The organism is Lysinibacillus sp. FSL R5-0849, from assembly GCF_038595075.1.
Taxonomy (GTDB): Bacteria; Bacillota; Bacilli; order Bacillales_A; family Planococcaceae; genus Lysinibacillus; species Lysinibacillus fusiformis.
Window position 1 is genome coordinate 4,525,176 of sequence record NZ_CP152004.1, and the last position, 14,765, is coordinate 4,539,940.

Annotated in this window: 14 protein-coding genes and 1 other annotated feature; of the genes, 1 reads left to right on the plus strand and 13 read right to left on the minus strand. The window is 39.5% G+C overall.

The features are described 5' to 3' along the window. Position 1 precedes the first annotated feature (1 nt). The 13 genes from MKY80_RS22535 to MKY80_RS22595 all read right to left on the minus strand — a co-directional run bounded on the left by MKY80_RS22535 (position 2) and on the right by MKY80_RS22595 (position 13,953). Positions 2–415, minus strand: coding sequence for a Mini-ribonuclease 3 (locus MKY80_RS22535; protein WP_012296087.1), 414 nt, complete (start codon positions 413–415; stop codon positions 2–4). A 5-nt stretch (positions 416–420) separates the two neighbouring features. Further along, entirely contained in the window at positions 421–1,821 is a 1,401-nt protein-coding gene (gene cysS / locus MKY80_RS22540; RefSeq protein WP_008181852.1) for a cysteine--tRNA ligase, read from the minus strand. Next, positions 1,818–2,468 (minus strand): serine O-acetyltransferase EpsC, encoded by a 651-nt coding sequence (epsC, locus tag MKY80_RS22545; RefSeq protein WP_036121638.1) that lies wholly within the window; start codon positions 2,466–2,468, stop codon positions 1,818–1,820. The genes cysS and epsC overlap by 4 nt, the downstream gene beginning before the upstream one ends. Positions 2,469–2,657: 189 nt before the next feature. Further along, positions 2,658–2,877, minus strand: a binding site (T-box leader). 50 nt (positions 2,878–2,927) lie between these two features. Beyond that, complete coding sequence (gene gltX, locus MKY80_RS22550; RefSeq protein ID WP_342531293.1) at positions 2,928–4,388, minus strand: glutamate--tRNA ligase; 1,461 nt, start codon at positions 4,386–4,388, stop codon at positions 2,928–2,930. Positions 4,389–4,476: 88 nt separating this feature from the next. Next, positions 4,477–4,953: a 2-C-methyl-D-erythritol 2,4-cyclodiphosphate synthase gene (ispF, locus tag MKY80_RS22555; RefSeq protein WP_008180601.1), complete on the minus strand. Its 477-nt coding sequence runs from the start codon at positions 4,951–4,953 to the stop codon at positions 4,477–4,479. A 386-nt stretch (positions 4,954–5,339) separates the two neighbouring features. Next, complete coding sequence (gene ispD, locus MKY80_RS22560) at positions 5,340–6,035, minus strand: 2-C-methyl-D-erythritol 4-phosphate cytidylyltransferase (protein ID WP_171365827.1); 696 nt, start codon at positions 6,033–6,035, stop codon at positions 5,340–5,342. 11 nt (positions 6,036–6,046) lie between these two features. Beyond that, positions 6,047–7,132 carry a PIN/TRAM domain-containing protein gene (locus MKY80_RS22565; protein WP_008180605.1) on the minus strand — a complete coding sequence of 362 codons (1,086 nt, stop codon included), beginning with the start codon at positions 7,130–7,132 and terminating at the stop codon, positions 6,047–6,049. A 217-nt stretch (positions 7,133–7,349) separates the two neighbouring features. Beyond that, positions 7,350–8,726 (minus strand): DNA repair protein RadA, encoded by a 1,377-nt coding sequence (gene radA, locus MKY80_RS22570; RefSeq protein WP_008180607.1) that lies wholly within the window; start codon positions 8,724–8,726, stop codon positions 7,350–7,352. Positions 8,727–8,817: 91 nt separating this feature from the next. Next, a complete protein-coding gene (locus MKY80_RS22575; protein WP_008180611.1) occupies positions 8,818–11,262 on the minus strand; it encodes an ATP-dependent Clp protease ATP-binding subunit in 2,445 nt (814 codons plus the stop codon). Next, positions 11,252–12,361, minus strand: coding sequence for a protein arginine kinase (locus tag MKY80_RS22580; RefSeq protein ID WP_089986402.1), 1,110 nt, complete (start codon positions 12,359–12,361; stop codon positions 11,252–11,254). Before MKY80_RS22580 ends, MKY80_RS22575 begins: the two co-directional genes overlap by 11 nt. Continuing rightward, positions 12,358–12,900 (minus strand): UvrB/UvrC motif-containing protein, encoded by a 543-nt coding sequence (locus MKY80_RS22585; RefSeq protein ID WP_025116467.1) that lies wholly within the window; start codon positions 12,898–12,900, stop codon positions 12,358–12,360. Before MKY80_RS22585 ends, MKY80_RS22580 begins: the two co-directional genes overlap by 4 nt. A gap of 13 nt (positions 12,901–12,913) precedes the next feature. Beyond that, entirely contained in the window at positions 12,914–13,384 is a 471-nt protein-coding gene (locus MKY80_RS22590; protein WP_025116468.1) for a CtsR family transcriptional regulator, read from the minus strand. Between the two features lie 263 nt (positions 13,385–13,647). Further along, entirely contained in the window at positions 13,648–13,953 is a 306-nt protein-coding gene (locus tag MKY80_RS22595; protein WP_008180618.1) for a DUF4870 domain-containing protein, read from the minus strand. 125 nt (positions 13,954–14,078) lie between these two features. On the opposite strand from MKY80_RS22595, the gene MKY80_RS22600 reads away from it, so the two are divergent. Beyond that, positions 14,079–14,762: a class I SAM-dependent methyltransferase gene (locus tag MKY80_RS22600; protein WP_089986403.1), complete on the plus strand. Its 684-nt coding sequence runs from the start codon at positions 14,079–14,081 to the stop codon at positions 14,760–14,762. Positions 14,763–14,765 lie beyond the last annotated feature (3 nt).

Here is a 14,765-nt window from a genome sequence, read left to right on the forward strand (position 1 = left end):
TCTACACTCCTTTCGATTCCTCGATGATTTGAATAGCATATGCAATGATTTCATAGACGCGTTCAAGTTCATTTAATAAATATAAACTACCAAGTACCGCCTCAAAGCCTGAGCTATTTCGATAAGTTTGAACATCTGTATTTTTTGGTACAGAGCCGGACTTGGCATTACGTCCACGGCGGAACACTGCCAACTCCTCCTCTGTTAAATAATTTTCATCCATCATACGATGAACAATCATAGATTGTGCTTTTGCCGAAACGTAACGTGTTGCCTCTCGATGAAGTGTATTCGGTTTAACTCGACCTGAACGTAGTAAGTGTTCTCGTATCTTTTGCTCCAATACGGCGTCACCCATATAGGCTAACGCCAACGCATTTAATTGCTTAACATCTTCATTGCGAAGTTTATCCAACTTAATTACCCTCGTTTCCATCTAGTTCCTTGTCGCGTATCTTCTAAAATGATACCTTGGGCTTGCAAATGGTCACGAATCTCATCAGAACGAGCAAAATCACGATTTTTACGTGCCTCTACACGTTCTTGTAGTAATGCATCAATTTCTTCGTCTAATAATTCCTCTTCTTTTGCAAATTTAATACCTAAGACGTCACCTAGTACTTCAAAAGTTTCAATAAAAGTTTCTAGCACTTTCTTGCAAGTATTCGTTTCGTTTAAATAAATATTAGCAATACGAGCTAACTCAAATAATACCGAAATTCCGTTAGCAGTATTAAAATCATCATCCATTGCCTCTTCAAATTGCGCTTTTTGTTCAGTAATTTTATTAAGCCACTCATCTGAGTGATCGCCTAAGCTTACCGTAGTCGTAAGGCGATGCTTCACATTGTTGTAGGCTGTACGAATGCGCTCTAAGCCAGCTGCAGCTGCCTCTACTAAATCCTTCGCAAAATTAATGGGATGGCGATAATGTACCGATAACATAAAGAACCGTAGTACTTGTGGATCAATTTGTTTACGAATATCATTCACCAGAATAAAATTCCCAAGAGATTTAGACATCTTTTCATTATCAATATTAATATAACCATTATGCATCCAATAACGTGCAAATGTTTTATCATTATGAGCTTCTGATTGTGCAATTTCATTTTCGTGGTGTGGGAAAGTTAAATCCTGTCCACCAGCGTGAATATCAATAGTATCTCCTAAATGCTCACGAGCCATTACAGAACATTCAATATGCCACCCAGGACGGCCATTGCCCCAAGGACTTTCCCAGAAAATTTCTCCTGGCTTCGCTGCCTTCCATAAAGCAAAATCCAATGCATCATCTTTTTTCTCGCCAGCTTCAATACGTGCACCAATTTTTAAATCATCCACTGATTGATGTGATAATTTACCATAGCCATTAAACTTGCGCGTGCGGTAATATACATCACCTGCTGACTCATAAGCATAGCCTTTTTCAATTAAGATTTGGATAAACTGAATGATATCAGTCATATGCTCCGTAACGCGTGGATGAACATCTGCCTTTTTGCATCCTAATGCAGTAACATCTTCAAAGTACGCAGCAATAAAGCGCTCTGTTAACTCATGCACTTCTTCACCAAGCTCATTGGCAGCCTTAATAATTTTATCGTCTACATCCGTAAAGTTGGATACAAACTTTACATCATAGCCTTTATATTGGAAATAGCGACGTACTGTGTCATAAACTATAACAGGACGTGAATTCCCGATATGGATATAGTTATAAACGGTAGGACCGCAGACATACATTTTCACTTTGCCTTCTTCTAGCGGCACGAAGGTTTCTTTTTGTCGTGATAATGAGTTGAAAATTTGAATACTCATTGTGTCTCTCTCTCCTTTTGTAAGCGTTCAATTTCTTGCTTTAATTCAATGATCTGCTTCTCAAAAGCTTGACAGCGATCTTCCACAGGATCAGGTATATTTTGATGATCTAGCTTTTTCTCTAGACGAACTCCATCCTTAATCACTATTTTACCAGGTATACCGACCACGGTGGCATTTGGCGGCACCTCTTTTAAAACAACTGACCCCGCACCAATTTTACTATTCTCGCCAACTGTAATAGAACCTAATACTTTAGCCCCTGTTGCTACAAGGACATTATCCTCTAATGTAGGGTGGCGTTTCCCCTTTTCTTTCCCTGTACCCCCTAGAGTTACACCTTGATATAATGTAACGTTATCACCAATTTCACATGTCTCACCAATGACAACACCCATTCCATGGTCGATAAAAAAGCGGCGGCCAATTTTCGCGCCAGGATGAATTTCAATACCAGTAAAAAAGCGGCTTATTTGTGAAATGGCACGAGCCATGAAATAAAAACGTTTCTTAAAGAACCAATGAGCCACTCGATGTGCCCATGTGGCATGCAAACCGGAATATGTTAATATCACTTCAAAAACACTACGCGCTGCTGGATCATTTTCAAAAATGGTTTCCACATCTTCTTTCATCCTTTTAAACACAAAAACTCCCCCTTTTTATGTTGGTCTTGCTCAAATTCCTAGAAATCCTTCACACAGAGCTGTCACTGTAGTCAATTTTCTGTAGAATTCTCTGCCTAAGATGATGTGGCATGTTTGTTTGAAATGCCTCCCTCTTCATCAATGAATGAAGATAAAATAAAAAACGCCCCTATCATCCCTAAAAGGAATGACAGAGACGCTTGAATTTGCGTGGTTCCACTCTGATTGAAGGCAAAAAGCCTCCCACTCTGGACGTTCTTTAACGAGAACGAATCGATAAAGCCTACTATAGTTCAGCTTTATGCTCAAAGGTGCATTTCAGTTTTGCCTAGACTCAGACCACTTTCAGCCGGTGATGGTCCTCTCTTTAGAGCATGCGCCACTTACTTCTCCTTATCAACGCTTTACCAATGTAAATACATTTTACAACGAACGAATCAATTGTCAATGAATTTCTATTTATTGCGCAAATTTTTCTACACGATCAATTGCTTTCTCTTTACCAATTAAGCAAATAGCATTTGGGAGCTCAGGTCCATGTGTTTCACCCGTTGTGACAACACGGATTGGCATAAATAAATTTTTACCTTTATGACCTGTTGTTTTCTGCACAGCTTTTATAGCTGCTTTTACTGCATCTGGCGTAAATTCTTCTAATTCTTCAAGTTGCGTCTTGAATGCAGCCATTACCTCAGGTACTTGTTCTCCTGCTAAAACAGCTTTAGCTTCTTCATCATATTCAATATGGTCTTTAAAGAATAGGCTAGATAATTCAACAATCTCTGAACCAAAGCTCATTTGGTCATGGTAAAGCCCAATTAAATCCGTTGCCCATGCATGTTGCTCCGCTGTAAGTTCCTCTGGTAAGAGTCCAGCTTTTTGTAAATGTGGTAAAGATAAAGCAACCACTTCTTCTAAAGATAGTTTTTTAATATATTGATTATTCATCCATGTCAACTTTTGTTTATCGAACATAGATGGTGATTTAGAAAGACGCTTTTCATCAAAGATTTTAATAAATTCTTCTTTAGAGAAAATTTCCTCTTCCCCTTCTGGAGACCAGCCAAGTAAAGCAAAGAAGTTGAACATTGCTTCTGGAAGATACCCTAAATCCTTATACTGAGTGACAAATTGAATAATGGATTCATCACGTTTTGATAGCTTTTTACGGTTTTCATTAATAATTAATGTCATATGACCGAAGCGTGGATACTCCCAACCAAATGCATCAAAAATCATCATTTGTTTTGGCGTATTAGATAAATGCTCTTCACCACGGAAAACATGAGAAACCTCCATGAAGTGATCATCTAGAACTACAGCATAGTTATACGTTGGAATTCCGTTTGCTTTTACAATTACCCAGTCACCAATGTCTTTAGATTCAAATGTAACTTGTCCACGGACTAAATCTTCAAAATCATACGTTACATTTTCTGGTACGCGCATACGAATTGTGTATGGCTCACCTGCTGCTTCTTTAGCAGCAACTTCCTCAGCAGATAGATGACGGCATGTACCATCATAAGTAGGAGCTGCTACACCTCTCGCTTTTTGTTCCTCACGAGATGCTTCCAGTTTTTCTGAAGAACAGAAGCATTTATAGGCTGCACCTTGCTCTAATAGCTTTTCAGCGTGCTCTTTATAAATATCAAGACGCTCCATTTGACGATAAGGCGCATAAGGTCCACCTATATCAATGGACTCATCATATTCAATACCTAACCATTTTAGGTTATCTAGCTGAGATGCTTCTCCACCCTCTACATTACGTTCAATATCCGTATCTTCAATACGTACAATGAATTTACCGTTATGATGTTTTGCATATAAATAATTGAATAATGCTGTACGCGCCCCACCGATATGTAAAAAACCTGTTGGAGATGGCGCGTAACGAACGCGAACTTCTTTCGTCATATTAAAAGCCTCCTAAATTTTCGATCAAAATTGACTTTGTTCATTTTACCACTCTGTAACTGGAAATAAAAGCGGAGTTCACTCACATTTATTTCTTCATCAAAAGAATCGTTGCCATCGCTGCTATACCTTCCTCACGACCGGTAAAACCTAGACGTTCAGTTGTAGTCGCTTTGACATTTACCTGTGACGGCTCAGCATGTAACAATTCTGCAATACGATTTTGCATTTGCTCAATATATGGTGCCATTTTCGGTCGTTGAGCCATAATTGTACAATCGACATTGCCTAGAATATATCCTTTATCCTCAACAATTTTCCAAATGTATTCTAATAATTTAGCTGAATCCGCGTCCTTAAAAGCTGGATCCGTATCTGGAAAATGACGTCCAATATCTCCTTCTCCAATTGCTCCTAGCGCTGCATCTGTCACTGTGTGTAATAAAACATCTGCATCTGAATGTCCAACTAATCCTTTTTCATGTGGAATAGTAATACCACCGATAATTAATGGACGCCCTTCTTCAAATGCATGTACATCAAAACCTTGTCCAATTCGAAACATATGATAGAGAGACTACGTTAGCAATACATGTGGATTTTATTACTCCTAGATTGCCTATAATGCAGTCTCATTCACCTTCCTTCACTGTTATCTATTTACTCACTACTATACCCTCACATTTTAACATATTTCCTAGGAAATTGAGCTGATAGCAATTAGTGAGCATTTTCTTGTACCGTTAGATCCATTACACCTTACCACTAGGTGTGATTGCTTCTAGTTTTTTCAAGCTAACACATCATTATTCGCATTGATGTCGCGGTCCATTATTACAACAGGGATTTGAACGACAGCTAAAAAACAAGCATATCCTCTTCGTCATTTCTTGCTACATCAATATAAAATCTCATTAGCAACTATCACTAATGAGATGTTTAAACTAATAACTATTCGTTTATTTGCAATGCGCGTTTTCGTAAAATAGCTTCTCCGAATAGTAAATCCTCTTGTGTCGTCATTTTTACATTTTCGTAGCTGCTTTCTACAATATGCACCGTGTGACCAAGACGCTCGACTAGCATCGCTTCATCGGTACCAAGAAAACCTACTTTTTCAGCAACATCCTCTGCCTCAACAATTAAATCAAACCGAAAGGCTTGCGGCGTTTGAATCATCCATAGGCTGTCGCGATCTACCGTTTCCTCAATGACACCATTTCGAACTTTTTTCATTGTATCTTTGGCTCGGACACCTGCAATAGCTGCACCAAAGTCGTGGGCACTTTGAACAAGATTTGCAATAATATCATGTGTAATAAAAGGCCGTGCCGCATCATGAACAAGCACAATGTCTACCTGTTGCATTTCCTTCATACATGAATGTACAGAATGCTGTCGTTCAGCCCCACCATCAGGTAAACCTTTGACTTTCGTAATGCGATATTCATCGAGTAATTCTTGAATATAGATACGCTCCTCCGGTTTTACCGCTAGCCAAATACCTGTGCAAAAGGGATCTTGTTGAAAGACCTCTAACGTGTGTATCAGTATAGGCTTCTTTAAAAGTTTTAAAAATAATTTATTTTGTCCTGCCCCCATACGTTTACCGCTTCCTGCGGCAGGTAAAACTACTTCATACTGCATTTTTTCACATCCTAATCGTCCTTCGGCTTCGCAAATATCATACGACCTGCTGACGTCTGCAATACACTCGTTACTGTTACTGTTATGGCCTGTCCTATATAGCTACGACCGCCTTCCACAACAATCATCGTACCATCGTCTAAATAAGCGACCCCTTGATTATGCTCTTTCCCATCCTTAATAACTACCACCTGCATATCTTCACCTGGAATCACGACAGGTTTTACGGCATTCGCTAAGTCATTTATATTTAATACTTTCACATGATGTAGCTCACAGACTTTATTAAGGTTAAAATCATTTGTGACAATCTGAGTATCGTTACCCATTTTTTTTGCCAGTCGTACAAGTTTTAAATCTACCTCTTGCACATCCTCAAAATCCTCATCTGTAATCTCTACATTTGTCTTACGTTCATCCTGTAACTTTTTTAATATATCTAAACCTCGACGACCTCTTGTACGCTTTAATGTATCTGAAGAATCGGCAATATGCTGAAGTTCTGTAAGGACAAACTGAGGCACCACTAGAACCCCTTCGATGAATCCTGTTTCAGAAATATCTGCGATACGACCATCAATAATGACACTTGTATCTAACAATTTGTAACTTCCTCGCACTTCTGGAATTTCAGCACCCTCAGCAGCTTTTTTCTTCGTATGATTACTACGTAAAGTAAAAAGCTGTATTAATTCATCCCTTTTTCTAAAACCTAGACGGAAGCCTAAATATCCTAATACAAATGACAGGATAATAGGGAGCACCTCTGTAACAACGGGGAACTGCACACTATTAATAGCAAAGCCTAAGAAATACGCTACAATTAGCCCTATTATTAGGCCAAGCGTACCGAATAATAAATCTCCGACAGGGACCTTAAACAGGACCTCTTCCATCCAGCTAATGAGCTTCACAAAATAATCGGAAAACGCAAATGACAATGTAAACAGTAAAAGCGCTCCTAATGCTACTGATACGTAAGGATTATCAAGCCAAGGATTAGATGATAAATGAAGCAATTCGTATAATGGCGGTAAGAAAACAAGGCCCAACGCTCCTCCAATCAGTAAAAAAGCAATTTGAACAAATTTTTTCACAAGCTGTCACCTCCTATTGTTAGTTAAGATTATACATAGTTTACTGTAGAAAATCCTTCATCAGCCCATCAAATTATCATTATTTAATCTCTATTTTCCATCTCACCTTCACCATGCATTAACTAGGACGCCTATCCCTTTACTTGAGTTTCCTCTTTTTCCTTCAAAAATGAAGGAAAATGCATGTCAGAATAATATCTAACATGCATGGTTTTTCCTATAACTCTCTAAAGCAGGCATTTAATGCATCCTTTATCGTTTCTACCCCGATAATTTCAATCCCTTGTGGAAAATCCCATCCACCTATATTGGATGTAGGAATGAATACTCTTTTAAAACCAAGCTTCGCTGCTTCAATGACACGTTGCTCAATACGGGATACTCGGCGCACCTCTCCTGTCAGACCTACCTCACCAACAAAGCAATCCGTTGCTCGCACAGCCTGATCCTTAAAGCTAGAAACGATGCTTGTCAGAACAGCTAAATCGATGGCGGGTTCGTCCAATTTCACACCACCAGCAACTTTAATATATGCATCCTGCGCTTGTAGCATGAGACCCATACGCTTTTCAAGTACGGCCATCAGTAATTGCACTCTATTTTGATCAACCCCTGTTGCCATCCGCTTAGGGTAATTAAAGCTGGTAGGCGTTACGAGCGACTGAATTTCAACGAGAATTGGCCTTGTTCCCTCCATTGAGGCAACAATCGTGGAGCCCGCAGCTCCTTGTGAACGCTCCTGTAAAAACAGCTCAGATGGGTTCAAAACCTCTTTTAGCCCACCCTGTAGCATTTCGAATATAGCAATTTCATTTGTAGAGCCGAAGCGGTTCTTTTGACTTCGTAAAATACGATGATTATGATGCCTTTCCCCTTCAAAATACAGGACTGTATCCACCATATGCTCTAAAATACGAGGCCCTGCTATTTGCCCCTCTTTCGTAACATGCCCAACTAAGAAGATCGCAATTCCTTTTGTCTTAGCAATTCGCATAAGCTCAGCTGTACACTCACGGACCTGTGAGACACTACCTGGCGCACTTGTTACCTCTGGATGAAAGACGGTTTGTATGGAATCAACAATGACAAATTTCGGCTGTACTTCCTCAATCGTTTGATTCAAAAACTCAAGATTTGTTTCAGAATAAATATACAGCTCTTGTGAAATTACCCCCAAACGCTCCGCACGTAGCTTCGTTTGACGGATAGATTCCTCACCAGAAATATACAGCACACGATGACCTTTATTAGAGAGCAAGGCTGAAACTTGTAGTAATAAAGTGGATTTCCCAATCCCTGGATCACCACCTATTAATACTAGAGAGCCAGGCACAATACCGCCGCCTAATACACGGTTCAGCTCGCCCATTTCTGTCGCTACACGGGACTCTTCACTAGCCTCCACCTGAATGATAGGGATTGCCTTTTGAGTAACAGTAGCAGAATGCTGGAAAGCCCCACGTGGTCCTTTCGCAATCACTTCTACTTCCTCCACCATCTTATTCCATTCCCCACACCCTGGACATCTTCCCATCCATTTTGCTGATTCATAGCCACAGCCTGAACATACAAATTTCGTTTTTTTCTTTGCCAACTTTCTTTCACCTCGAATATTTGTTCTTATATTAATTGTACAAAAAAAAAGACAGCTTGGCACTTAATGCCTCACTGTCTTTCGTTCGAAATTATTTAGAGATAGAAACTCCCTCTTTTTTCTTCACAATAAATTCATCGTTTACATAATCAATGACAACATGATTACCCTTCTCCACATTACCTTTTAGTAATTCTTCTGATAATCGGTCTTCCACTTGTTTTTGTAGTGCTCGACGTAGTGGACGTGCACCGTATTGAGGGTCATAGCCCTCCTGTGCGATTTTTTCAAGCGCTGCATCGGTTAATTCTAGTGAAATATCTTGTTCTTTCAAACGTTTTGTTAGAGCATTCCCCATCATCGCAATGATTTCTTTTAAATGCTCTTTTTCTAATGAATGGAAGACAATCATTTCATCGATACGGTTTAAGAATTCTGGGCGGAATGCTTTTTTCAATTCTTCAAGCATCGTACTCTTCATATCGTTATGTTTAGAATCTGCGCCACCAACATTAAAACCAAGACTTTTTTGATATTTAAGTGCATCCGCGCCAACATTTGAAGTCATAATGACTACTGTATTGCGGAAGTCTACTACACGACCCTTAGAGTCCGTTAATCGTCCATCTTCAAGAACTTGCAGTAGAATATTGAAAACATCAGGGTGTGCTTTTTCAATTTCATCTAGTAAGACAACAGAATATGGTTTACGACGGACTTTTTCAGTCAATTGACCACCATCGTCAAAGCCTACATAGCCTGGAGGCGAACCTACTAAACGAGAAGTCGAATGTTTCTCCATGTACTCAGACATATCGACACGAATCATAGCATCTTCGTCACCAAACATCACTTCAGCAAGTGCTCTTGCAAGCTCTGTTTTACCAACACCTGTAGGACCTAAGAAAATAAATGAACCGATTGGTCGTTTTGGATCTTTAAGGCCCGCTCTTGCACGACGGATCGCACGTGAAATAGCTTCTACCGCTTCGCCTTGCCCTACAACGCGTTTGTGTAGCTCTTCTTCAAGTTGTAATAATTTCGAAGATTCTTCAGAAGCGATTTTAGCTACAGGAATTCCTGTCCACATCGATACAACTGCTGCAACATCATCTACAGTCACTTTGGACTCGGCCTTGCCTTGCTCTTCTTTCCAATTCTTGCGTGTAGCTTCAATCTCATCTTTAAGCTTTTGCTCAGTATCTCTAAGTGCTGCAGCCTTTTCAAACTCTTGACCTGATACAGCAGCATTCTTTTCCGAGCGAACATTTTCAAGCTTATCTTCAAGTGCCTTTAAGTTTGGTGGCACCGCAAATGAACGTAAGCGAACCTTTGAACCCGCTTCATCGATAAGGTCGATTGCTTTATCCGGTAAGAAGCGATCTGAAATATATCGATCACCCATTTTTGCCGCTGCTTCAATTGCTTCATCTGTAATTTTCACTCGGTGATGTGCTTCATAGCGGTCACGTAAACCTTGAATAATGAGAATAGCTTCTTCCACCGTTGGTTCATCCACTTGGATCGGTTGGAAACGACGCTCTAATGCTGCATCTTTTTCAATATATTTACGATATTCATCAAGCGTTGTCGCACCGATACATTGAAGCTCACCACGGGCTAAGGACGGTTTTAAAATATTTGATGCGTCAATCGCACCTTCTGCACCACCTGCACCGATTAAAGTATGCAATTCATCAATAAATAAAATGATATTGCCGGCTTGGCGAATTTCATCCATTACCTTTTTCAAACGGTCCTCAAATTCACCACGATATTTTGTACCAGCAACGACAGTTCCCATATCAAGCGTCATCACTCGTTTGTCTCGAAGAATTTCTGGTACTTCATTATTAATAATTTGCTGTGCTAACCCTTCAGCAATTGCTGTTTTACCAACACCTGGCTCACCAATTAGGACAGGGTTATTTTTTGTACGACGCGATAATACCTCGATAACACGTGTAATTTCCTTGCTTCGACCAATAACAGGATCTAACGTACCTTCACGGGCAATTTGCGTTAAATCACGGGCTAAACTATCTAATGTTGGGGTATTCGCCGCTTGTGCCGCTTGTTGACCAGACTGCGCGTTATCATTATTTCCTAATAATAATAAAACTTGCTGACGTGCTTTATTTAAGCCTACACCTGCATTATTTAAGACGCGAGCTGCTACACCTTCACCTTCACGTATAAGTGCTAACAGTAAATGCTCAGTACCGATATACGAATGACCTAATTTACGTGATTCGTCAACCGATAGTTCAATTACTTTTTTCGCTCGTGGCGTATAGTGAACTATTGGACCAACATCTTCTTTCCCTTTACCGACTAATTCTTCAATACCAGCTTCAATCATTTGAGGACTAATATCAATAGCTTCTAACGCTTTTGCAGCAATACCGCCGCCTTCACGTATAAGCCCTAATAAAATGTGCTCTGTACCAATGGATTCGTGCTTCCAACGAATAGCCTCTTCCTGAGCAAGCTGTAATACTTTTTGCGCGCGTTGTGTAAAACGATTAAACATCATATAAATCCTCTCCTTTTTCCCCATTATTAGGCTTATTCGTGTGTGTTTGAAATAATGCCTCACGAAGCATTTCAGCTCGTACACGATCACGTTCAGCAGGCGGTAATGCCTCACCTGCATAATGCTGTAAAAAACCTGGTTGCATACTGACGACACACTCATTTAAAGTTGTTGCGAGTATACCGTCAATCAACTGTAGGTCGACTCCTAAACGAACATTCGAAAGACAGGTAGCCGCTTCCTCACTCGTTAAAATTCTTGCATACGTAAGGGTACCTAAAGCTCGATAAACTCGATCTTCTAAAGCCAGCTCGGCCTTTTCCATCAATCTACCTCTCGCGTGCCGTTCTTTTTGGATAATTTTTTCAGCAACACTTTGTATATCTGCTAAAATATCTTCTTCTGTCTTTCCAAGTGTAATTTGGTTGGACACTTGATAAACATTACCTAAATTTTCGCTTCCTTCACCATATATACCTCTTACGGTCATACCTAGGCGTGTCATCGCATTTATAATTTGATTCATCTGTCCCGTTAACGTAAGAGCAGGTAAATGCATCATCACAGATGCTCGTAGCCCAGTACCAATATTCGTAGGACAGCTTGTTAAATAGCCAAACGTATCTCGAAAAGCATAAGGTAATACCTTCTCTAGAATACGGTCAATTCTATTCGCTTGTTCATAGGCATTTTGAAGCTGGAAACTCGCTGTCATACATTGAATGCGTAAATGATCCTCTTCATTCACCATAATACTCACGGATTCATCTTGTGACAGAAGCACGGAGCCCACCTGCTCTTTTTTGGCAAGCTGCGGACTAATCAAATGCTTTTCTACAAGAATTTGACGTTGTAAAGGTGTTAGATCATTGATAGCAAAATATGCATAATCATTTTGAAGGGTTGGACTATCGCTTACTGCATGTGTAACTGCCTGTTCCACCTGTAAAGCCTCGTTCTCTGAAAACGATAGTGGAAAACGATAGCCATCTAAATTTCGAGCAAGGCGAATTCGTGTACTAATGACAATATCAGAATAATCGTCTTCGATACCCATCCAAGTAGGTGTCGCACGCTCTAAAAATGATTCAATTATCAAGACACATCACCACCTTCAAATTGTAGCTGCTTCTCAAGCTCTTTGACTTCATCTCGAAGCTTTGCTGCCTCTTCGAATTGCTCTTCATCTACAGCGAACTTCATACGTTTACGGATATCCTCTATTTGCTTTTTAATGACATACACATTGCTATGGGCACCAGGCATTTTCCCAATATGTTGGGGGCCCGCCTGTATGCGGTTAAAGAGCTTAGGTAAATGCTCACTAAAAGTGTCATAACAGCTTGGGCAACCAAACTTACCTTCTTTTAAAAATTGCTTATACGTAAATTCACATTGTGGGCATGTTTGCTGTTGTGGCTGTGTTTGTTGTTTTTCTCCTACCTTTTGCCATGTAGGTGAGCCAAACCAGTTTGATAATAACTGTTGTATGGAAACTGGCTCTTGTTTAAACTCTGCATGAAATGGATGGAACTGTGAGGCGCAGACGTCACAATAATGGTGCTCCACCTTTTGCCCATTTTGAACTTGTGTTACAGTAACTGTCGCATTACGTTGTTTACAATGTTCACATATCATTTCCATCACCTCACTATTTCTGTTGCTCATATTTTATAGTTGTCAGCATCGCCCGTAATATTTTTGCACGAATTATATCTCTTAGAGGGAGATGTAAATCGATTGTTGAGCGATCAATTGCTGCTAACATTAATTTCGCTTCTCGCTTTGAAATTACCTGCTCATCGATAAGTCGATATACTAAATCTTCTGCCATTGTTTGCGATGCTCCACCTTCAATATGCTGGAGAACATCGTCGATTAAATCAATCTGTGAATTCGCGCGGACACGTAAAATTCGAATGTATCCACCACCACCTCGCTTGCTCTCCACAAGGTAACCTCGCTCGGCGGTAAATCTTGTATTAATGACATAATTTATTTGTGATGGTACACATTGAAATTTGTCTGCAATTTCACTACGTTTTATTTCAATATGCCCTTCTCCACCTAATTCAAGTACTTGCTTTAAGTAACCTTCTATGATGTCTGATATATTACGCATTTTAGGAATACACCTCGCTTGCTTCACTGACTTTGACTATCTTTGACTTTCTTTGAGTATATTATACAAAACGCTTGAAAATAATTGCAATGATTTCGCCTAGAGAAAAATGAAAAGGCTAAAAAACTATATTCAAGCGTAGAAAATAGCACTAATTAGTCGTTATCGAGCATATCTTTTTGCTTCCTACACCTAATGTACCCTTTTTATCCATAGAAAAAACGCAAGAATATGCAACTAGCATATACTTGCGTCTATAAAAATTATACCCAACGACCTACAATTGGATAACGCCAAGGCTCATCAGTTAATGCTTTGACGATACCGATAATTGGTACTACAAATAGCATAATACCGAAAACAATTAAAAATGGAATGCCAATAATGAAAATGCTTAAGAATCCAGAAACAGCAAGTAAAATTGCCATGACAAGTTGGAAAAGAATAGCTTGAATAGAAATTGCCTTCACTTCCTCATCCGAACTAACTAAAAAGAAGATAATGGGAACTAACCATGGCGCAAAAAACGAACTTGCGTGTATGATTACTTTAGACCATTTACTCTCCATATATATCAACCCTTTCTTTATACGTTATCTATCGTTTTATGTACTACTATTTACGGAACTATACCCGTAATAGTTTCAATTTAAAGTGAGTTTTTTTAAAAATTTTTGAAAGGTCGTGATGAGAAATGGAATTCAACCACACATTAGCAAATGAATATGAAAAGGGGATTCGCCGTACTCTACCAAGCTATGATGCAATGCTTCGTTTAATACAAACTTTTTATCGTTCCACATTACATGAGCATGCGGATATATTGGTTGTTGGTGCAGGTAGTGGCAATGAAATTTTACAGCTAGCAGATGGAAGACCAAGTTGGTCATTTACAGGTATTGATCCGTCAGAATCCATGCTTGATATAGCAAAGGAGCGTCTCCAATCTTTACCGAATGATCTGTCATTCTATCAAGGAACCTTGCTGGATACCCATCTACCTGCTATAAAATTTGATGCAGCTAGTTGTGTACTCGTCCTTCATTTTATTCAAAGCTATGAAGATAAGCTATCGACCTTAAAAGAAATTTGGAACCATTTACAACCTGGCGCACCGTTTGTCCTAGTTTCGAAATACGGTCAACCCGGTACTATTGAAACGGAACTGCAATTCGATTTATGGCGTTCCTATTGGCTCCAACATACAAAGCTTTCCGTAGCTGATGTTGCAGAAATGGAAAAATCCATCCGGGCCCTGTCATTTATGCCCGAGGAAGCGATTTTAACATTATTACAAGAAGCAGGTTTTATAAAACCTTCTCGATTTTTTGCCACTACTTTGTTTGGTGGATGGGTATGCTTTAAAGAAGAACATTAAATA

Coding starts and splice junctions, on each gene's coding strand:
- cysS (WP_008181852.1), bottom strand. CDS start 1,821: ATGAGTATTCAAATTTTCAACTCATTATCACGACAAAAAGAAACCTTC.
- gltX (WP_342531293.1), bottom strand. CDS start 4,388: ATGACGAAAGAAGTTCGCGTTCGTTACGCGCCATCTCCAACAGGTTTT.
- ispF (WP_008180601.1), bottom strand. CDS start 4,953: ATGTTTCGAATTGGACAAGGTTTTGATGTACATGCATTTGAAGAAGGG.
- ispD (WP_171365827.1), bottom strand. CDS start 6,035: ATGCAGTATGAAGTAGTTTTACCTGCCGCAGGAAGCGGTAAACGTATG.
- MKY80_RS22575 (WP_008180611.1), bottom strand. CDS start 11,262: ATGATGTTTAATCGTTTTACACAACGCGCGCAAAAAGTATTACAGCTT.
- MKY80_RS22585 (WP_025116467.1), bottom strand. CDS start 12,900: ATGATATGTGAACATTGTAAACAACGTAATGCGACAGTTACTGTAACA.
- MKY80_RS22590 (WP_025116468.1), bottom strand. CDS start 13,384: ATGCGTAATATATCAGACATCATAGAAGGTTACTTAAAGCAAGTACTT.
- MKY80_RS22595 (WP_008180618.1), bottom strand. CDS start 13,953: ATGGAGAGTAAATGGTCTAAAGTAATCATACACGCAAGTTCGTTTTTT.
- MKY80_RS22600 (WP_089986403.1), top strand. CDS start 14,079: ATGGAATTCAACCACACATTAGCAAATGAATATGAAAAGGGGATTCGC.